This is a genomic window from Ramlibacter sp. (genome assembly GCF_036676645.1).
Lineage (GTDB): Bacteria > Pseudomonadota > Gammaproteobacteria > Burkholderiales > Burkholderiaceae_C > Ramlibacter.
In genome coordinates, this window is sequence record NZ_JAKFCM010000030.1 from 1 (window position 1) to 19,393 (window position 19,393).

The following is a 19,393-nucleotide window of genomic DNA, read 5'->3' on the forward strand; positions in this document are numbered from 1 at the left end:
TCTAACGTCGGAGTTGACCGGCACGCAGCGGCAGGGCGCCGCGAGACGTAAGCTCACAAGCACGGTTCGCGGTGCCCTGCCGCTGCGTGTCCGTGTCGAACAACCTGTTAGAGCTCACCTCACTTACCCCCACGCATTGCCCATGCAATTAACACCCCGAAGGCCTGAAACGTCGCCGCGAAGACTGGGAGTAGGAGAAAGAACAGGAAGACACGCATCACACGGCGCTTGAACTTACCCCAGCGGGGGCGCACCTCGGCCTGGAACTGGCCGATCCGGGACGTCCACTTCTGGAAGATGAGCCAACTCTGAAAAGCATTCGCTACGACCAGGCCGACTGCAAACGCGACCAGAGGCGCGGGCACCTCGTGCTGCCCCATGGGGCCGAGCGCTCCGAGTGCGCCGACAACGGCCGCGCACATCAGGTAGTTCCGAACGTTGTCGAAGATCACTTTCAGCGAGATAACATCCTCGGGAAGAACAAACTTCTTTGCTCTCGTCCAAGCCTCCTGCATGAGACTTAGTGCGCCTGTACTTGCCGGGACGTTCACGTGAGCTCTAACGTCGGAGTTGACCGGCACGCACCGGCGGGGCGCTGCGAAGCGTAAGCTCACCAGCACGCCTCGCGGCGCCCCGCCGGTGCGTGTCCGTGTCGAACGACCTGTTAGACCGCACGCGTCGCCTTACCGAAATAGAGGCACTGCAACGAGCAGCACGTTGACGATGGTGAGAGCCAAGATGGCCCACGTCAGCTTCGCCATAGTACGCGTGAGCGTCAGCATGCGGGCACTCTCCCTAGCCATTTGCCGACGCGCAATTTCTTCCCGATAGAACCCTGTACCCACTACAGTGCTCGCCGCCGCGGCGTTGTACCGAGCTACGAGCTCCTCGTCACTCAGGGCTTCGAGCTGCGCGTGATCAGGTGCAATGCTCATGGCTTGTCTGCGGTCTAACGCAGAAATGACCGGCGCCCAGGGCGCGGCGCTCGCGAAGCGCACGGCTGCCCCAGGGCGTCCGTGTCGATTGCCCCGTTATGCACGGGCTGACGAGAGAACAGCGGCGGGCCAGATGGGACGAGGGGCATCCAGGAGGCCCTTCCAACACAGGGCGGAGCGTCCGAACAGCCACCCAATCCGCAATACGAGCGACCATGCTCGCGGCGATGCTCAGGGCCGCCGTTCCCGGACGGCCTGGTGGAAGGCAGTGTTTGCCGCGGCGTCTGCGAGTGCAGCAGACACGAACCAGCGGCGACTCCGACGACGCTGAACCGACCGCCTTCGAAGAGGAGGCCAGAGCAGCGCGCGAGGGTCGAGCCGGCGCGGCGCAAAGAGCTTCGAGAGGGCCGCTGCGAGCGCAACGCCACGCAGCCTGCAGAAAAACCGAACTCGCGACCCTCTTCGATTGAATCACGCATAACGTAAAGGTGACCGGCACGTTGCGGCAAGGCGCCGCGAGGTGCAGGATATCCAACGGCGCCTCGCGGCGCCTTGCCGCAACGTGTCCGAGTCGACCGACCTGTTAGAGCTCACTGCCCCTTCCTCTGTTTGAAGCGCTCCAGAACCGCACGGGCGGCTTCGACATCTTCGGCCAACTTGGCGACACCAATGACCGCAAGGGAGCCGACGGTCTCAGCGAAATCCAACACTTCTCGCACCTCGGCTTCCTCATACCCAGGCTCTATCGCATGCGAAGTATTCCAACGCTGGATGTGAAGACCACCGGTATGCGTGTATGCGCACATCGCGTCCCAAGCATGGGCCTTTATGCTGGAGAGAACTTGGCGCTTGAAGCCCTCGGTCTGCTCGAGTTCCTCCAATAGGACTCTGAATTTGGGCGGCTCGTCACCGTGCACAAAGGATTCGACCTGTTCCTCGGAGGCACAAGCCGCCAACCACTCCCCGCGTACGTATGCTTCGAATGCCACTCGCACCAGCGCAAATGCCGAGGCGTAGAGGTGGTGATCTACGAGAAGCACGATCGCGTGATGGTGATCTTGCGCGATGGCGAGACAGCTCGCGGCAGCTCTGACCCTATTCGTCGCCGGCAACTTGCATTCGTGAATGGCTCGCCCGAGCCAGTTCAGGTATTCGACGCTGCCCGGATCGACTAGAGACTTCATCGTGAGCTCTAACGTCGGAGTTGACCGGCACGCAGCGGCATTGCGCCGCGAGCCGTATGCTCTCGCGCGCGGCTCGCGGCGCAATGCCGCTGCGTGTCCGCGTCGAACGACCTGTTAGATCTCGACGTATGAGAGCTCATATGCTGCCTCGCTCTTCCGAGCAGAAAAGCAACTGACATCCGCGAAAGAGTTTCCCACCAGCGTCTTGGCTTCCTGTACGAAGGACGAGGAAGCGCGACACCCGAAGTACACAGCTCGTAGTTCTCGCGGATGGAGTTGCACAGTGTCGTACATCTCAGGTGAAGTCGCCAACGGGTACCAGGCGCGCCACTCCTTCTCATATGACCAATGATCGCTTTTCACGTAGGCATACCGGCGATACAAAGCGGATGTATCCAACTTCTTTATCCCCATCAGGTCATCGAGCCATTCGGCTTCCGTGAAGAATGGAGGTGGCCGAGACGCGTACATGACTGGGCGGGCGACGGACAGAGAGTTGTCCTCCTCTGGAAGTGACCAGAATTCCAGTACTGCGCCTGTGTGTTCCTTCGCATAGTGCGCCCACATCAGCAAGTTGTCTCGTTCTTCGGTAACGCAGAAGATGCGGCTTGAAGGCAAGAGCTTCTCTCTCCAGTGGTCTCTGTATCTTCTTTGTGTGTCCTCGATGATGCCAACAAGCATCTCAAAAAGAGGTGCACTCATCTGGGACCATCGTTCGCGAGGAAAGCCGCGGGCAGGGTAGTAGCTCCGGGCAGCCAAGACGACCTTTCCCCACACATCCTCCGGATCCACCGACGGTGCGTCCGGGGCTGCCGCCAACTCTCCCAGGCGGTCGAGAACTTTCCGGTGGAGAGACTTCAGGTCGAAGTCGAAATGCAATCCAGATTGAACGTCAAATGGATCGTTGAAGAGTAGCGGTGAGCTATACCGCACTGTCTTCGTCCGAAGAATGGCAAGCGCTGTGTCTGGAGAGACGTACTTGTAGAAGGGGCGCTTTCCAGGGCCGGTAGCATCGCCAGATGGGCTCATTGCGTAGATCTAACGTCGAAGTTGACCGGCGCGCGCCGGCAGGCCGCCGCGGGGCGCAAGATCACTTGGGCGCCTCGCGGCGGCCTGCCGGTGCGTGTCCGTGTCGAACGACCTGTTAGACCGCTGGCGCGCTGCAGTACTCACTTGGACGGAGGGGCATTACCCCGGCCGCCGCCAGAGGGGTTGCCCGTAGTACTGGGCCAGCCACCAAGAGGGCCGTAGCCTTTGCCGCCACCACCACTCCCACCTCCAGAACTGCCACCGCTCTTGCTGCTGCCGCTGGAACCACCTGTGCGCGAACCGCCTCCGCCGCCACCGTTCTTGCCACCGCCACCGCCACCGCCGCCACCTTTAGCCATGGAATGCTCCTTCGCCGACGTTTCAAGAGGATAGATGAAGTGCCGTGGGCTGTTAACACTGCGGTCTAACGTAGAAATGACCGGCGAACAGGAGGCGGGCGAGAGCCCGCCGATAGAGCGTCCGTGTCGATTGCCATGTTAGGTGGCGCGCGCCCCGAACGCCGTTCAGGGTTTCCCCAACGGACTAATTAGCACTGGTAGCGATCCTTGATGTGGTTGTTGTAATAGGAACCTTTAGAAGAGGCTCTCACGAGCCCCTCGTAGACGTGTCGCGGCACACGACAAAAGTCGTAGGTGTGGCCTTGCGTGAACGTGATCTTCATTCGCCCGGTTTCAGGGTCGTAGCCCACAGCGGAGATGGCGGACGAGCGGACAGAGATCATCTGCATCGCGACTCCTAACGTCAGAGTTGACCGGCACGCACCGGCAGGGCGCCGCGGGGCGTAGGCTCACTAGCACGCCTCGCGGCGCCCTGCCGGTGCGTGTCCGCGTCGAACGACCTGTTAGACCTCATGGCCCGAATGGATCGAAAGGAGCCCGGTTCTGGAATTCGACGACCAGACGTGTCGCAACGCTTGCGCCCGCGGGCGCAGAGCGTGACCCCAGGATGTATGCGCCCGTGCATCCGCGGGCGCCGAAATTCTTTGCATCCCCGATCCCAATCCAGCCATAGATGTCCAACCCAAAGATACAGAATAGTCCATCTCCGCCATCTGCTTCAGCCCACACGCATTCGTATCGCATCTTCCCCGAGCAAGACACCACCGCGTCAATTCGGCCGAGCGCTCGATTCGATTTGAGCGCTTCGACAAACGCGAGATGCTGTTTCGGGACAGGCTCGATGTGAACCGCGTCCTCCTTGACACTGCCATGCGGAAGCGGCAGTGTCACTTGAAACCACGTACCCGGAAACAGAGGTTCCCGATACAAGGCAGCATGGAAGCCCCCAACCCAACGGCGGATTGCCCCAGTCACGTCGAGGTTGTCGAAGTACGCCGCGTGAAGGGAGCCGTCAGCGGCGGTCAGCAGGTTCACGTGGAGCCGTGTGTTCGCCGGATCGAGAGCTTTGTGCCTCTGCGCAGCTATTAGCTCGCCTAGTTTCTCGTCGTTCCCGGTGTGCTCATTGTTGCAGCGGAAATGAGTCTTCAGTTTCAGTGGCGGGTTTCGATCCGACAGGTCAAAGCATGTCTGCGCCGGCACATGATCGTGATTTGTCTCGTCGGCCGGCGCAAATAGCTTCCCGCACACGTGGCAGAACGGAAGATCCCGCACTGCACGCAACTGGGCTTGGGTCGAGACAGTAACCACGTTTCTGAGGTCTAACGTGAAGGTGACCGGCACGTTGCGGCAAGGGGCCGCACAGTGCGGGATTTCCAACGGCACTGAGCGGCCCCTTGCCGCAACGTGTCCGTGTCGACCGACCTGTTAGACCTCTTTGGGCCGAACCGCAAACTGGTCGAGTGCATTGTTCACCACCTTCGCGACATACTGATCCGGCGAGAGGCCACCGAAATAAGGGTCCACAGTGGCCTCGATGCGTTCCAGTATCGCAGCAATCCTCGCGTCCGCTTCCGGCGAGATGCGATGCGCGCGAGAAGCGAGGTTCGCCGCAATGAGCACGTGCAGCGCCACCTTTGCATCCGAACGGATGCCCCGCATGAAGTCATCTACCTGAGACAGCCCTTCTGGCGTGCGCAGGTCGAACCAGGGCGCCATGAAAAGCTTGTGAACGAAGAAGTTCCTTCTCTCCAGAAGTCGGTCGAAAGTCTCCGCGAAGTGGTCCGGGAGTTCCACCCGTTCCCCGAGACGCCGAATGAGACCTCCCAATGTCTCCTTGTCTCGGAGCAGAGTTGCTTCGAGCTTTGCGTCGGCCTCACCGGGAGAGACCATTCCAAGAAGCGCCGCTACGACGAACTGTTCGAAACGCTGAAGAATTAGTAGCGTCTCGCCGATCATTAGCACCGTGGAATCACGAGCGGGCGTCGTCATGAGGTCTAACGTAATGTAGACCGCGCCTCGCACGCAGCCGAAACCCGCAAGGTCAGACCTGCAATCCCGCAGCCGCTGGATAAAAACCCCGGCGCAGCACTTGCAAGTCCTTGATTGATCTGCATTTCCCCTCCCCTTTGCCGATATGCAGGTGCCTCGCTTTGGGACCTGCTTCGCCGCATCGGCGCAATCTGCGCCTGTTCTTGTATGGGTTGGCCCGTCGAATTCGCCAGCCGCGGCCATAGTGAACAAGTTACTTGATTGCTGTACGCGCGTCCAGTACAAGGCGCCAATGGCCACCACGGCTTCAATGCTTCCCGCACAGGCTGGCGCCGCCCCGCGCCTGCTGGACCAAGTCCGCTCACGCGTGCGCTACCTGCACTACAGCCTGCGCACCGAGCAGGCCTATCTGTACTGGATCCGGTTCTTCATCCACTTCCACGGCCGGCGGCATCCGCGCGACCTGGGCGCCCCGCACGTGGAGGCCTTTCTATCCATGCTGGCCACCGAGCGGCACGTTTCCGCCGCCACCCACAACCAGGCCCTGAGCGCGCTGCTGTTCCTCTATCGCGAGGTGCTGGGCATCGAACTGCCCTGGATGCAGCAGGTGCGCCGGCCGTCGCAGGCCCGGCGCCTGCCGTCGGTGCTCACGCGCGAGGAGATCCTTGCGCTGCTGCAGGCCATGGAAGGCCCGATGCGGCTGCTTGCGCGCCTGCTGTACGGCACCGGCATGCGCCTGCTCGAGGGGCTGCGCCTGCGCGTGAAGGACATCGATTTCGATCGCCATGTCATCGTCGTGCGCGAGGCCAAGGGCAACAAGGACCGCGTGGTCATGCTGCCGCAGGCGCTCGCCGGCGAATTGCGTGCGCAGCTCGTCCACGCGCGCGTGCTGTGGCAGCTCGATCGCCGCCAGCAGCAAGCCGGCGTCGACGTGCCGCATGCACTGGAGACCAAGTACCCGCGCGTGGGCCAGACCTGGGGCTGGTATTGGCTGTTTCCCTCCCCTACCCTGGCCACCGACCCGCGCAGCGGCGTGATCCGGCGCCACCACCTGTACGAAGAGCGCCTGCACCGCGCACTGAAGGCCGCCGCCGCACGGGCCGGGATCGAAAAGCGCGTGTCGGCCCACACGTTGCGCCACAGCTTCGCCACCCACCTGCTGCAGGGCGGCACCGACATCCGCACGGTGCAGGAGCTGCTCGGCCACAGCGATGTCAGCACCACCATGATCTACACGCATGTGCTGAAAGTGGCCGCCGGCGGCACGGCCAGCCCGCTCGATTCGCTCGCCGCCTGATCGATTCGTCGTGCGTCGCTCCGTCCGGACCGCGCGCTCGCACTCACCCTTACGCGGGATCGGCGATCTCGTCGTAGCCCCTGCCCACGAACTGCACCAGGCAGAAGCCGTTGCCGAACGGATCGGCCATCAGCGCCAGCTGGCCCCAGTCTTGCGAGCGGACCGGTTCCTCCAGCGTGGCCCCTGCCTTGACCGCGCGCTCCACGCTGCCGGCGATGTCCGCCACCACGATGTCCAGGTGCACCGGGGTCCAGTGGCGGGCATAGTCCCGGCGCTGGTCGAACCCGGAGCCGGCCGGGCTGCCGGACGCCTTTTCCAGGAGATAGATGGGCGCTCTCGCGCCCAGCAGCTCCACCGCGTCCGCGCCGAAGCGCCGGCCCACGCGCAGGTCGAATGCGCCGGTGTAGAAGCCGATCGCCCGTTCGAGGTCGTCGACGTCGATGTTGACGAGAAGGTCCATGCGGTCACTCCCTTTCTGTCCCGCTCCGCCGACCCCAGGGGCGCGCGGATCCCCCTCAATCGCTGTTCGGCCGCTCCCAGGCCTCGACGCCACCTTCGCAGGCGCGGAACAAGGGGTGGCAATCGGGGGCGCCCAAGTAGCGGAGGCGGTCGTAGGCAGCCGGGTCGCGCACGGCCAGCTTGGCCAGCAGGTGCTGCCATTCGTAGGCGAGCTGGCCGGTGGTGACGGGAATCGCGATGCCGGCACCCGGCGGCCGCAGCTTGGCCGGATCGAAGGCGTAGCCGCGCCGCGTGGCTTCGCCGTGCACCACGCCCAGGTACGCGGCGACCGCGTCGAGTGGCGCCGCGCTCATCCTGAAACGGACCAGTTGCGGGTGGTGGCGGTATCCGCGGGTCTCGCCGCGCAGCACCGCCTGCGCGAGCAGGCCCTCCCGCCACAGCGCAACCAGTCCGCGCGTGTCCAGGTACTTGGGGTGCAGGGACCACAGTCGCATGGGGGGACCGGAAGTCAGTGGCGCACGACCGATTCCCTCAGCGGAACGCCCCCGCGCGCCCCTCCAGGCCCGCCCTCACCGCCTCGACCTGGTTGGCGCTGCCGATCAGCGCCTGCTGCTCGCGCGATTCGGCCAGCAGCACGGCGTCGGCCCGCACGGCCGATGCCCCGTTGAGCAGGCGCTTGGCGGCGCGGATCGCGTCGGGGCTGCTGCCGGCGATCTGCCGCGCCAGGGCGCGCGCCTCGGCCAACGGGTCTTCGCATATGCGCGTGGCCAGGCCGATGCGCACGGCCTCGTCGCTCTCGACCACGCGGCCGCTGAAAGTGAGCTCGCGCGCGACGTCGGCGCGCAGCAGCTCGGCCATGAACACGCAGCCGCTCATGTCGGGCACCAGGCCCCACTTGATCTCCATGACCGAGAACTTCGTGTCGGGCCGGGCGTAGCGCACGTCGGCGCCCAGCGCGATCTGCAGGCCGCCGCCGAACGCGACGCCCTGCACCGCCGCGACCACCGGCACCGGCAGCTCGCGCCAGCCCCAGGCCACCTGCTGCCAGAGGTTGGCCAGGCCATGCGTGCGCCGTTCGATGTCGCCGAAGCTGCGGTCGCCGCGCATCATGGCTTCGAAGCTGGACTTGTCCAGGCCGGCGCAGAACGCGCGGCCCTCGCCGTGCAGGACCACGGCGCGCACGGCTGCATCGCCGCGCAGGCGCTCCATGGCGGCGGTGAGGGCCTCGAACATCGCGGGATCCAGCGCGTTCATCTTGTCGGGGCGGGCGAGGATGACTTCGGCGACGCCGTGGGCGTCCACGCTGACGCGGACTCGTTGTTCGTTCATGGCTGCTGCTTTCAGGTCCGGCCCCGTCAAGCCGGCAGGATCACGCCCTCGCCACCTTCGTACAGGCGCTTCACCAGTTCCGCGCGCCGCTGCAGCACGGCGCGCTGGTTGATGTAGCCCTTGTCGGTGATCTCGCCGGTGTCCACGCTGGGCGGCTCGGCCAGCACCAGCGCGCGCACGGGGCTGTGCGAAGAGCTCCCACCCGCCTCCTCGCGCAGCTGGCGCAGCGCAGCGGCCACCCTGGCGGCGAGTTCGGCCTTGTCCATCTTGGCCGCGGCCGGCGTGGGAAAGACCAGCAAGCCGATCTCGCCGCGGTCGTGGCCGGTGACCACCACGTCCTGCGCCAACGGCGCCAGCGCCGACACGGCCCGCACGCGCAGCGTGCCCACCGACACCCAGGTACCCGTGGTGAGCTTGAAGTCCTCGGCCACGCGGCCGTCGAACACCACGCCGCGCTCGGGATGGGCTTCGTCGAACAGGTAGCCGGCGTCGCCCAGGCAGTAGTAGCCCTCGTCGTCGAAGGCCTGCGTGGTCTGGCGCGGCGAGTTGCGGTAGCCGGGGAAGATGCTGACGCCGCGCACCCGCATCTCCAGCTTCTCGCCGTCGGGCACGAACTTCAGCTCCAGCCCCGGCAGCACGCCGCCGATGACGCCGGCGCGGTCCAGCTGCCAGTGGGCGCTGGTGATGGCCGGCGAGGTCTCGGTCGCACCCCAGGAGGTGGTCAGCCACACCTCCTCGCCGCGCGCCTTGCGCGCCACCGCCTGCAGCCGCTCCCAGCTGGCCTGCGGCAGCGCCGCGCCGGCGTAGAACACCACCCGCATCCGCGCGAACACCTTCCTGGCCAGCCCGGGGTCGTTCTCCAGGATCGGCAGCGCCATGTCGAAGCCGCGCGGCACGTTGAACCAGATGGTGGGCTGCACCTCGGCCATGTTGGCCAGGGTCTTTTCGATCAGGCCCGGCGCCGGCCGGCCTTCGTCGATCACCAGCGTGCCGCCGTTGCGCAGCACCATGTGCAGGTTGTGGTTGGCGCCGAAGGTGTGGCTCCAGGGCAGCCAGTCCACCAGCACCGGCTTCTCGTGCGCCAGGAAACGCCAGGCCTGCGCGATCATCTGCTGGTTGGCGCACAGCATGCGGTGGGTGTTGATCACCACCTTGGGGTGGCCGGTGGAGCCGGAGGTCAGCAGGTACTTGGCGTGCACGTCCGGCGTGATCGCCTCGAAGGCCTGCATCACGCCCGGGCCCTCCTTCTTCTCCAGCAGCACGCCGAAGGGAATGGCGCCGGGCACCTGCTCGGCCCCGCGTCCCAGCACCATCGGGCAGTTCAGGCCGCTGCTGCTCATCGCCGCGCCGTACACCGCCGCATCCGACGCATAGACCAGCGCCGGCCCCAGCGTGTTCAGGATGCCGTGCAGCTTGCTGTAGTCCCGGGTCATGCGGCAGAACGCACTGGACACCGTGCACACCGGGATCGCCACGTGCATCGCGGCCAGCGCCAGCAGCAGGTGCTCCATGCCGTTGTCCGACAGCACCACCACCGGTGCATTCGGCGGCAGCTGCATGTCCAGCAGCGACTGCGCAATGCGGCCCACGCGCTCGCGCGCCTCGGCCCAGGTCAGGCGCTGCCAGCTGCCATCGGGGTTGCGCTCGGCGAACGCGGGTGCCTGCGGCGTCTCGGCCGCCCAGTGCTCCAGCGATTCGCCGATGCAGCGGGCATAGTGCTTGAGCGGCTCCGGCGAGCGCAGCACGAAGCAGCCTTCGTCGAGTTGCACACGCACGGCGCGCGGCGGCGCCATGAGTTTCGGATCGTTGAGCCAATCGAGCGACATGTCGTTTCCGTCCAGGTGAACGGCATGACTGTAGCCCCGGGCGCCGCCGCCCGGCGCTAGGGAAAGTCAGGCCTCGCCTAGATCCGCTCGCTCGTGACCGACACCGGCTCCAGCGACTCCGCATCCAGTTCCAGCCGCAGCAGCTTGACCACCGGGCCGGCCGGCAGCTCGCGCGGCACGCGGCTGCGGTCGACATAGACGTTGCCGATGCCGGCGCCATCGCGCTGGTGCCGGTACACCGGCAGCCAGTGCACCAGTGTCTGCGGCTTGATGCGGAACTTCAGGCCGGGCGCGGCGCGCACCAGCGTCGTGATGGCCACGGAAGGGTCCATGTCGGTCCAGCCGTCCTCGTTGGGCGTGACCTGGACCACCTGGCCGTTCAGGACGGCCTGGATCAACTCGGCGTTCGGGATGTTCGGATTCACGGGCAGGGACTTGCAGTCGGGATGAGCATTGTGGGCAATCCGCGCACGAGGGGCCTGCTGAGGCAGCGGCCTGCGATGCTGTTGAGCTCGCGCCCCCGACGCAGCGGCGGTGCATGGGGTCAATCCCTCCAGACACCCCCACGCTGCGCCGCTCTGGCGCATCATTGCTGGCTCAGCACGACCCTGCGCATGCCTGCCCCAACCCATCCGATGGAATGCCCGTTCTGCGGCTCGCCCGTATCCGCGCGCGTGCGGGTCTGCGGCCACTGCAAGGCCGAGCGCCGCCGCGCGCCGGGCATGACCCCGGTGCGCTTCCAGCTGTTCGTGGCGCTGTGGTGCGTGCTGTCGGTTCCGCTGATGGCGTTCGCGTTCTACCTGGCTGCCCTGCCCTGGACACGCACGGGCACGCCACCCGGCTACGCACTGTCGCTGGTGGGCGCATCCGGTGCGCAGGTGCAGGCGCGCTGCCGCGTGGTGGTGTTCGACTCGCGTGGACAGCGCAGCGAGCGATTGAGCGACGCACCCTGCGGTGCCGCGGACTCGGGCGCGACCGCTGCACCCGCGGCAACGCAGCCGACCCCGCCGCCGCAGTCGACCTTGCGCCTCGCGTCGGCGCTGCACAGTACCGTCGCGCTGGCGGGCGGCGCACTGGCGTGCTGGCTCCTGATGGCGCCGCTGCGCCTGCTGCTGCGCCGCCGCGCGGCGTCGAGCTGGGTGCGTCGTGTCGCCGCCTGAGTGCACGCCGCGCCCGGCCGATGCGCTCCGACAGGGTCATCCATGATTGAACGCCAGCCCGCATCGATGCACAGTGGACCGATGCCGCACCAAGACGATCTGATGTTCAGGCCTGCGGGCTACGCACCCAAGGCGGCGCGCCGGCGCATCGGCGCGGGCCTGCTGGTGGCGCTGGCCGCCGCGCTCGGCGCGCTGCTCTGGTACCAGTACGGGCGCGACAGTGCGCCTGCGCCCGCCCCCGTGCAAGCGACGGCCGAACCCGTGCAGGCCGCCGCGCCCGCAGCCAGCGAGCCGGCCATCCAGCACCCCCTGCCCGCGGCGCAGCCGCCGGCCGATTTCGCGGCCGCGCTGCAGGCGCTGGCGGGCCGCACGGGCATGGCCCTGCTGCGCGACACCGACTTCCCCGCCCGTTTCGTCGCCACCGTGGACAACCTCGCGCGCGAGCATGCGCCCGCGGCGGCCTGGCCGGTGCTGCCCACGCCGGGCCGCTTCAGCACCCGCACGCAGGGGGATGTCGTGGTGATCGCGGAGGACAACGCCAGGCGCTATGCAGCCTTCGTCGAGTTCGTCGACAAGGTCGATCCGGCGGCGGCCGTCGACCTGTACCGGGGCTCCTACCCGCTGTTCCAGCAGGCCTACGAGAACCTCGGTTTCGGCAAGCGCTACTTCAACGACCGCCTGGTCGAAGTGATCGACGTGCTGCTGCGCACGCCCGAATCGGCAGGCCCCCTGCCAGTGCAGCTGCTGGAGGTCAAGGGCCCGCACCAGCCGCAGCGGCCCTGGGTGCGCTACGAGTTCACCGACGAGCGCCTGCAAGGCCTGCCTGCGGGCCAGAAGATCCTGCTGCGGATGGGGCCGGCGCAACGCACGAAGCTGAAGGCCAGGCTGGCGGAGTACCGGCGCCTGGTCGCTGCGCAACCCCTTGCTGCCGGTGCAGCCACCAGGCCCGCCAGCAGCCCCGCCAACTGAGCCCGGCGCGCACTCAGATGTGCAGCGCCCTCCCCAGTCCCCGCAGCGCCGCTTCCTGCACCGCCTCGCCCAGCGTCGGGTGCGCGTGGATGATGCCGGCCACGTCCTCCAGCCGGGCACCCATCTCGATCGCGTAGCCGAAGGCGGCACTCAACTCGGACACGCCTGCCCCCACCGCCTGCCAGCCCAGCACCTGGTGCGTATCGGCCCGCGCCACCACGCGCACGAAGCCTTCGCCGGACTCCATGCTGAGCGAGCGGCCGTTCGCCGCGAACGGGAACGAGGACACCCGCACCTCGAGGCCCCGCGACTCGGCGTCGGCCGGCGTCATGCCGGCCACCACCAGTTCCGGGTCGGTGAAGCACACGGCGGGAATCGCCATCGGGTCGAAGCGCCGCTTGTGGCCGGCGACGAGCTCGGCCACCATCTCGCCCTGCGCCATCGCCCGGTGCGCCAGCAGCGGCTCGCCGGTGAGGTCGCCGATGGCCCAGACGTTGCGCATGGAGGTGCGGCACTGGTCGTCGATCTTCACGGCGCGGCCGGCCATGTCCAGTTGCAGCGATTCCAGCCCATACCCCTGCGTGCGCGGCACCCGGCCGGCGGCCACCAGCACCTTGTCGGCCGGCAGCGCGAACTCGTCGGCCTTGCTGCTGCGCACGTGCAGGCCATCGCCCGCTTCGGTCAGGCCTTCGGCCTTGCAGTTCAGGTGCAGCGTGATGCCCATGCGGCGCAGCGAGGCCAACACCGGCTTGGCGAGTTCCTCGTCGTAGGTCGGCAGGATGCGGCCGGCGGCCTCCACCACCGCCACCTCGGCGCCCAGCTTGCGCCAGGCCATGCCCAGCTCCAGCCCGATGTAGCCGGCGCCGACCACCACCAGGTGCTTGGGCCGTTCCGTGAGCGCGAGCGCCTCGGTGGACGTGATGACCGGGCCGCCCAGGGGCAGCGAGGGCAAGGGTACCGGCACCGAGCCGGTGGCCAGCAGCAGGTGTTCGCAGGCGATGCGCAGCGGCTCGCCTTCCTGCGTGGCGACTTCCACCGTCTTGCCGTCCAGCAGCGTGGCCCAGCCGCGCACCACCTGCACGCCCGCCTTGCGCAGCAGCGCGGCCACGCCGCCGGTGAGCTTGCCCACCACGCCGTCCTTCCACTGCTGCATGCGCGCCAGGTCGATGGACGGCTGCTGCACGCGGATGCCCAGCGCGTTGTCGCCGGCGAAGCGGTTGGCCTTCTCGTATTCGCCCGCCGCGTGGATCAGCGCCTTGGACGGGATGCAGCCCACGTTGAGGCACACGCCGCCCAGGTGCTCGCCTTCGACCAGCACGGTGGGGAGGCCCAGTTGCGCCGCACGGATGGCGGCCACGTAGCCGCCGGGGCCGCCGCCGATGACCAGCAGCTTCTTCGAGATCGTCTTCATCGGCACCTCAGTCCAGGAACAGGAGCGCCGGTGTTTCCAGCAGCGCGCGGATGGCCTGCACGAACTGCGCGGCATCCATCCCGTCGACCACGCGGTGGTCGAACGAGGACGACAGGTTCATCAGCTTGCGTTTGACGATCGCGTCGCCCTGGAACACCGGCCGCTCGACGATGCGGTTGACGCCGACGATGGCCACTTCCGGGTGGTTGATCACCGGCGTGGTGACGATGCCGCCCAGCGGGCCCAGGCTGGTGATGGTGATGGTGGAGCCGGCCAGCTCGTCGCGCGCGGCCTTGCCGCTGCGCGTGGCTTCGGCCAGCCGCGACACCTCGCTGGCGAAAGTCCACAGGTCCATGGCTTCGGCATGCCGCAGCACCGGCACCATCAGGCCCGACTCGGTCTGCGTGGCCATGCCCAAATGCACCGGCTCGTGGCGCGTGACCACGCCAGCGTCGTCGTCGAAGCGCGCGTTCATCTGCGGGAAGTCCTGCAGCGCCAGCACCACCGCGCGTGCGATGAAGGGCAGCACGGTGAGCTTGCCGCGCGTGGCGCCGTGGCGCTCGTTGAGCTTCGCGCGCAGCGCCTCCAGCTCGGTCACGTCGACTTCCTCGACGTAGCTGAAGTGCGGAATCCGCCGCTTGGCCTCCTGCATCTTCTGCGCGATGCGCCGGCGCAGGCCGATCACCGGCACCTGCTGCTCGCCGTGTTTCCGGCGCAGGCCGGCGGCCACCGCCTGTTGCGGCTGGCCGCGCGAGGCCAGGTAGACGTCGAGGTCCGTGTGCCCGATGCGCCCGGCGGGCCCGCTGCCGTGCACGAACTGCAGCTCGATGCCCAGTTCCCAGGCACGGCGGCGCACCGCCGGCGAGGCGATCGGCCGCTCGCCCGGCGCGCGCTGGGGCGGCGGGGTCGCGGCAGGAGGACGCGGACCGGCGGGCCGGTCGGCGGCCAGCGCCGCGGGGCGGGCGGCCGATGGTGCAGGCGCGGCCGCCGGGGTCTCCTGAGTGAGGTCGTCCTTGCGATCCGGCGGCAGCCCCGCGGGTCCGGCGGCCCGCGCCGGCGCAGCCTGCGCCGGTGCGGCCTGTGCCGCGGCAACGGCCGGGGGCGAGCCCTTCACGTTGCCCTCGCCCGCCACCTCGATGCGCACCAGCTCCGCACCCACCGCCATCAGCTCGCCCGGCTGGCCACCGAGCTCCAGCACCTTGCCGGCCACGGGCGACGGAATCTCCACCGTCGCCTTGTCGGTCATCACGTCGGCCACGACCTGGTCTTCCTTCACCTCGTCGCCCGGCTGCACGCGCCACTCGACCAGTTCCACTTCGGCGATGCCCTCGCCGATGTCCGGCATCTTGATTGCGTAGATTCCCATCGCGATCACCCTTCCAGCACGCGCTTCAGGGCCGCACCGACGCGGTCCGGCCCCGGGAAGTACGCCCACTCCTGCGCATGCGGATAGGGTGTGTCCCATCCCGTCACCCGCTCGATCGGCGCCTCCAGGTGGTAGAAGCAGTGCTCCTGCACCAGCGCCGACAGCTCGGCACCGAAGCCGCTGGTGCGGGTCGCCTCGTGCACGATCACGCAGCGGCCGGTCTTCTTCACCGACGCCACCACCGTGTCCAGGTCCATCGGCCAGATCGAGCGCAGGTCGATGATCTCGGCATCGACGCCGGCCTCTCGCGCCGCGCACTCCGACACCCACACCATGGTCCCGTAGGTCAGCACCGTCACCTGCGAACCGGGCCGGAACACCGCCGCCGAGTCCAGCGGCACGCGGTAGTAGCCCTCGCGCACCTGGCCCAGCTCGTGCTTCGACCAGGGCACCACGGGACGGTCGTGGTGGCCGTCGAAGGGGCCGTTGTACAGGCGCTTGGGCTCCAGGAAGATCACCGGGTCGTCGCACTCGATGGCCGAGATCAGCAGCCCCTTCGCGTCGTACGGGTTGCTGGGCATCACCGTGCGGATGCCGCAGACGTGGGTGAACAGCGCCTCCGGGCTCTGGCTGTGGGTCTGGCCGCCGTAGATGCCGCCGCCGCAGGGCATGCGGATGGTGATCGGGCAGGTGAAGTCGCCGGCCGAGCGGTAGCGCAGGCGCGCCGCCTCCGACACGATCTGGTCCGACGCCGGATAGAAGTAGTCGGCGAACTGGATCTCGGCCACCGGGCGCAGCCCATACGCGCCCATGCCCACCGCCACCCCGACGATGCCGCCCTCGTTGATCGGCGTGTCGAAGCAGCGGTGCTTGCCGTACTTCGCCTGCAGGCCTTCGGTGACGCGGAACACGCCGCCGAAGTAACCCACGTCCTGGCCGAACACGACCACCTTGTCGTCGCGCGCCATCGTCACGTCCATGGCCGAGCGCAGGGCCTGGATCATGGTCATCTGCTTGCGCTCGCCGGCGACGGATTCGACCGCCGTCGCTTCGCGGGTCTCGGTCAGCATCGTCATACCCCCAGCTGCTGGCGTTGCCGGCGCAGGTGCGCCGGCATCTCGGCATAGACGTCCTCGAACATCTCGGACGGACTCGGGATGTGGCTGTCCAGCAGGGTGCCGTAGCTCTCGGCCTCCTTCTGCGCGGCGGCGACCTCGGCCTCCAGTTCCAGTCGCACCTGCTCGTGCTCCTGCTCGGACCAGGCGCCCAGGCCGATCAGGTGCTGCTTCAGGCGCTGGATCGGATCGCCCAGAGGGAAGCGCTGCCAGTCGTCGGCCGGGCGATACTTGGACGGATCGTCCGAGGTCGAATGCGCGCCGGCGCGGTAGGTGACCCATTCGATCAGCGTCGGCCCCAGGTTGGACCGCGCCCGCTCGGCCGCCCACTGCGAAGCCGCGTACACCGCCAGGAAGTCGTTGCCGTCCACCCGCAGCGACGCGATGCCGCAACCCACGCCGCGCGCGGCGAAGGTGGTGGACTCGCCGCCGGCGATCGCCTGGAAGGTGGAGATCGCCCACTGGTTGTTGACCACGTTCAGGATCACCGGCGCGCGATAGACGTGGGCGAAGGTGAGCGCGGTGTGGAAGTCGGCTTCGGCCGTGGCGCCGTCACCGATCCAGGCCGAGGCGATGCGCGTGTCGCCCTGGATCGCCGAGGCCATCGCCCAGCCCACCGCCTGGATGAACTGCGTGGCCAGGTTGCCCGAGATGGAGAAGAACCCGGCCCGCTTGTACGAGTACATCACCGGCAATTGCCGGCCCTTCATCGGGTCGCGCTGGTTGCTCATGAGCTGGCACATCAACTCGACCATCGGGATGTCGTCGCGGCTGAGCAGCAGGCCTTGCTGGCGGTAGGTCGGGAAGCACATGTCGCCCGGCTCGATCGCCGCCGCGTGGGCGCAGGCGACGGCTTCCTCGCCCAGCGCCTGCATGTAGAAGGAGATCTTGCGCTGCCGCTGCACGATCAGCATGCGGGCGTCGAAGGTGCGCGTGCGCATCATGGCGCGCAGGCCCTTGCGCAACTGCGCCGTCGAAATGTCGGGTGCCCAGGGGCCGACGGCGCGGCCTTGCGCGTCGAGCACGCGGATCAGCCCGTAGGCCAGGTCGGCGGTGTCGAAGTGGGGGGTGTCCACCGGCGGCCTTCGCACGGCGCCGGCCTCCGAGACATGGAGGTAGGAGAAGTCGGTGGCACAGCCGGGACGCCCGGAGGGCTCCGGCACGTGCAGCCGCAGGGGCTGGTGCTCGCTCATGCAATCGCTCCGCGCGCTTCTGGCGCGCCACAGTCTGCAAAGATCGGATTGCGACGGCGGGTAAGCCGTCGCCCTCCTCAGGGTTCCGCGCGGGTCGCGCGCAGGCTGGTCAGTTTAGCCGCGAACGCGGGCGGCGAGTGATGGCGAGGTCCGCCGACTCGCTATAGACTGAGCGTTCGTACGCCGCGCGAGGTCGACATGAACCCGAGGTCAGCCATCCTTCGCACGAGACCGCTCCTCCTGGCGGCCGGCCTGGCGCTTGCGGCTTCGCTGGCCGGCTGTGCCACCGGCAGCGGCGGTACCGCCCCGGCCGCGGCAGGCGCGACGCCCGCGCAGTACGGCTCGCTGCTGAACGCGGCCGAATCCCTGTACCTGCGACAGGACTTCCAGGGGGCCATGGAGGCGTTCCGCCAGGCCGCGCAGGCGGTGCTCGGGCGCGACGCCGCCCTGTACCAGGCGGCGATGCTGCGCGCCGGCGAATCCAGTTGCATGGCCAATTACCAGCTGGCACTGGCCGAGCTGCGCGCCGGTCAGCGAGCCGCCGCCAACCAGCGCCTGGACGCCTTCCTGGGCAACGACGCCTGCCGGCGGCTGACGGGCGAATCGATCCACGCGCGACAGTTGCGCGACGGCGTCACGCTGGCTCCGGCCGACCGCCCCTGACCGGGGCCGGCCTCAGCGCAGCAGCCGGGCCAGTGCCGGGCCCTGCAGCACCTCGATCTGCCGCGCCTTGGCCCGCCGCGCCGCCTGCGGCGTGAGTTCGCCCAGGGCCACGTAGACGCCGCGGCCCGCTTCCTGCCGCTGCATCGCCTGCTCCAGCGCCTGCAGGGCGTCCTCGCCATGCCGCGCGGCCTTCCAGCGGCGCGCCGACACCAGCGTGGCCTGGCCGTTGCGCTCCAGCACGAGGTCGGCGCCGCCTTGCCCCGGCCCGACCGTCCAGCCCTCGCGCGCGAATCCGGTGCGCAGCGCCTGCTCGAACTCGGTCCAGGGCATGCGGGCCGCGCCGTCCAGCAGCTCCCGGGCCCGCGCCGGGCTGGGCGCCCCGAGCTGGCGCCAGAACGCCATCGCGCCGATCACGAAGAAGGGCAGCGCGCCCATGCTGCCCACGATGCGGTAGTCCTGCGGCAGCAGCGCCTGCGCCAGCCCGACCAGCACCAGCGCCAGCGCGATGCTGATCCACCACGAGGATCGCAGCAGCACCGCGAACAGCGAGTTCTCCGCCATGCGGAACTTCATGGAAATCCTTCCGCGTCAGGGGTGGTGGTGGCCGTGCTCGCCGTGCGCGTGGCGGTGCCGGATTTCTTCCGGCGTGGCCGCCCGCACGCCCAGCACCTTGATCAGGAAGCGCAGTTCCTGCCCGGCCAGCGGGTGGTTGCCGTCCAGGTGGACGGTATCGCCCTTGATCTTCGCCACGCGGAAAGGCTGCGCGCGCCCCTGGTCGTCGGGCAGCTCCAGCACGCCGCCCACCTTCACGCCAGGCGGGAATTCGCGCTTGGGCAGGGTGCGCACCAGGCTCTCGTCGCGCTCGCCGAAGGCATCCCGCGGCCCGAGCTGGAGCGTGGCCTGGTAGCCGGGCTCGCGGCCCTCCAGCGCCGATTCGATCCTGTCGAGGGTATTCCCGTAGCCCCCGTGCAGGTAGGCCTCGGCGCCCTTGCCCTGCTCGAGCAGGCGCCCGTGCACGTCGGCGATCCGGACCGCCAGCGTGACGACGGTGTCCTTGGTGATTTGCATGGGCCGATTCTGCCAAGGTCCCGCGCGCCTGCTTGAGGCGG

At 68.0% G+C, this 19,393-nt stretch carries 21 protein-coding genes; 4 read left to right on the forward strand and 17 right to left on the reverse strand.

Annotated elements, in window-relative coordinates; genetic code table 11:
- Positions 1 to 119: 119 nt before the first annotated feature.
- The 6 genes from V6M57_RS04935 to V6M57_RS04960 form a co-directional block, all read right to left on the reverse strand.
- On the reverse strand, positions 120 to 551 hold the full coding sequence (locus V6M57_RS04935; protein ID WP_332813870.1) for a hypothetical protein: 432 nt from the start codon (positions 549 to 551) through the stop codon (positions 120 to 122).
- Between the two features lie 974 nt (positions 552 to 1,525).
- Complete coding sequence (locus V6M57_RS04940; protein ID WP_332813871.1) at positions 1,526 to 2,119, reverse strand: DUF6988 family protein; 594 nt, start codon at positions 2,117 to 2,119, stop codon at positions 1,526 to 1,528.
- Between the two features lie 114 nt (positions 2,120 to 2,233).
- The gene (locus V6M57_RS04945) at positions 2,234 to 3,148 is read right to left on the reverse strand and encodes a DUF2971 domain-containing protein (RefSeq protein WP_332813872.1); all 915 of its coding nucleotides are present in this window, start codon (positions 3,146 to 3,148) and stop codon (positions 2,234 to 2,236) included.
- A 547-nt stretch (positions 3,149 to 3,695) separates the two neighbouring features.
- On the reverse strand, positions 3,696 to 3,896 hold the full coding sequence (locus V6M57_RS04950; protein ID WP_332813873.1) for a KTSC domain-containing protein: 201 nt from the start codon (positions 3,894 to 3,896) through the stop codon (positions 3,696 to 3,698).
- Between the two features lie 121 nt (positions 3,897 to 4,017).
- Entirely contained in the window at positions 4,018 to 4,848 is an 831-nt protein-coding gene (locus tag V6M57_RS04955) for a hypothetical protein (protein WP_332813874.1), read from the reverse strand.
- Positions 4,849 to 4,932: 84 nt separating this feature from the next.
- Positions 4,933 to 5,496 (reverse strand): hypothetical protein, encoded by a 564-nt coding sequence (locus V6M57_RS04960; RefSeq protein WP_332813875.1) that lies wholly within the window; start codon positions 5,494 to 5,496, stop codon positions 4,933 to 4,935.
- Positions 5,497 to 5,806: 310 nt separating this feature from the next.
- Here V6M57_RS04960 and V6M57_RS04965 point away from each other — a divergent pair, with 310 nt between their 5' ends.
- On the forward strand, positions 5,807 to 6,793 hold the full coding sequence (locus V6M57_RS04965) for an integron integrase (RefSeq protein ID WP_332813876.1): 987 nt from the start codon (positions 5,807 to 5,809) through the stop codon (positions 6,791 to 6,793).
- A 49-nt stretch (positions 6,794 to 6,842) separates the two neighbouring features.
- Here V6M57_RS04965 and V6M57_RS04970 read toward each other — a convergent pair whose 3' ends face one another.
- The 5 genes from V6M57_RS04970 to V6M57_RS04990 form a co-directional block, all read right to left on the reverse strand.
- Complete coding sequence (locus V6M57_RS04970) at positions 6,843 to 7,253, reverse strand: VOC family protein (protein WP_332813877.1); 411 nt, start codon at positions 7,251 to 7,253, stop codon at positions 6,843 to 6,845.
- A 55-nt stretch (positions 7,254 to 7,308) separates the two neighbouring features.
- A complete protein-coding gene (locus V6M57_RS04975) occupies positions 7,309 to 7,746 on the reverse strand; it encodes a pyrimidine dimer DNA glycosylase/endonuclease V (RefSeq protein ID WP_332813878.1) in 438 nt (145 codons plus the stop codon).
- A 37-nt stretch (positions 7,747 to 7,783) separates the two neighbouring features.
- A complete protein-coding gene (locus tag V6M57_RS04980) occupies positions 7,784 to 8,581 on the reverse strand; it encodes a crotonase/enoyl-CoA hydratase family protein (protein ID WP_332813879.1) in 798 nt (265 codons plus the stop codon).
- A gap of 26 nt (positions 8,582 to 8,607) precedes the next feature.
- Positions 8,608 to 10,407 (reverse strand): feruloyl-CoA synthase, encoded by a 1,800-nt coding sequence (locus V6M57_RS04985; protein WP_332813880.1) that lies wholly within the window; start codon positions 10,405 to 10,407, stop codon positions 8,608 to 8,610.
- A 77-nt stretch (positions 10,408 to 10,484) separates the two neighbouring features.
- Positions 10,485 to 10,832 carry a hypothetical protein gene (locus V6M57_RS04990; RefSeq protein WP_332813881.1) on the reverse strand — a complete coding sequence of 116 codons (348 nt, stop codon included), beginning with the start codon at positions 10,830 to 10,832 and terminating at the stop codon, positions 10,485 to 10,487.
- Between the two features lie 189 nt (positions 10,833 to 11,021).
- Here V6M57_RS04990 and V6M57_RS04995 point away from each other — a divergent pair, with 189 nt between their 5' ends.
- Together V6M57_RS04995 and V6M57_RS05000 are read left to right on the forward strand one after the other, a co-directional pair.
- A complete protein-coding gene (locus V6M57_RS04995; protein ID WP_332813882.1) occupies positions 11,022 to 11,567 on the forward strand; it encodes a hypothetical protein in 546 nt (181 codons plus the stop codon).
- Between the two features lie 102 nt (positions 11,568 to 11,669).
- Complete coding sequence (locus tag V6M57_RS05000) at positions 11,670 to 12,536, forward strand: DUF3014 domain-containing protein (protein WP_332813883.1); 867 nt, start codon at positions 11,670 to 11,672, stop codon at positions 12,534 to 12,536.
- Between the two features lie 13 nt (positions 12,537 to 12,549).
- Here V6M57_RS05000 and lpdA read toward each other — a convergent pair whose 3' ends face one another.
- Genes lpdA through V6M57_RS05020 form a run of 4 tightly spaced genes read right to left on the reverse strand, consistent with a single transcriptional unit; the run spans position 12,550 to position 17,621 of the window.
- A complete protein-coding gene (lpdA, locus tag V6M57_RS05005) occupies positions 12,550 to 13,947 on the reverse strand; it encodes a dihydrolipoyl dehydrogenase (RefSeq protein WP_332813884.1) in 1,398 nt (465 codons plus the stop codon).
- A 7-nt stretch (positions 13,948 to 13,954) separates the two neighbouring features.
- On the reverse strand, positions 13,955 to 15,313 hold the full coding sequence (locus V6M57_RS05010) for a dihydrolipoamide acetyltransferase family protein (protein ID WP_332813885.1): 1,359 nt from the start codon (positions 15,311 to 15,313) through the stop codon (positions 13,955 to 13,957).
- A 5-nt stretch (positions 15,314 to 15,318) separates the two neighbouring features.
- Complete coding sequence (locus V6M57_RS05015; RefSeq protein WP_332813905.1) at positions 15,319 to 16,383, reverse strand: alpha-ketoacid dehydrogenase subunit beta; 1,065 nt, start codon at positions 16,381 to 16,383, stop codon at positions 15,319 to 15,321.
- Between the two features lie 2 nt (positions 16,384 to 16,385).
- Complete coding sequence (locus tag V6M57_RS05020; RefSeq protein ID WP_332813886.1) at positions 16,386 to 17,621, reverse strand: 3-methyl-2-oxobutanoate dehydrogenase (2-methylpropanoyl-transferring) subunit alpha; 1,236 nt, start codon at positions 17,619 to 17,621, stop codon at positions 16,386 to 16,388.
- Between the two features lie 198 nt (positions 17,622 to 17,819).
- Between V6M57_RS05020 and V6M57_RS05025 the strand changes: the two genes are divergently transcribed.
- Positions 17,820 to 18,284, forward strand: coding sequence for a hypothetical protein (locus tag V6M57_RS05025; protein WP_332813887.1), 465 nt, complete (start codon positions 17,820 to 17,822; stop codon positions 18,282 to 18,284).
- Positions 18,285 to 18,296: 12 nt separating this feature from the next.
- Here V6M57_RS05025 and V6M57_RS05030 read toward each other — a convergent pair whose 3' ends face one another.
- Both V6M57_RS05030 and V6M57_RS05035 read right to left on the reverse strand, forming a co-directional pair.
- Positions 18,297 to 18,857: a restriction endonuclease gene (locus V6M57_RS05030; protein WP_332813888.1), complete on the reverse strand. Its 561-nt coding sequence runs from the start codon at positions 18,855 to 18,857 to the stop codon at positions 18,297 to 18,299.
- 15 nt (positions 18,858 to 18,872) lie between these two features.
- Positions 18,873 to 19,352, reverse strand: a complete 480-nt coding sequence (locus tag V6M57_RS05035; protein ID WP_332813889.1) for an FKBP-type peptidyl-prolyl cis-trans isomerase — start codon at positions 19,350 to 19,352, stop codon at positions 18,873 to 18,875.
- Between the last annotated feature and the right edge of the window lie 41 nt (positions 19,353 to 19,393).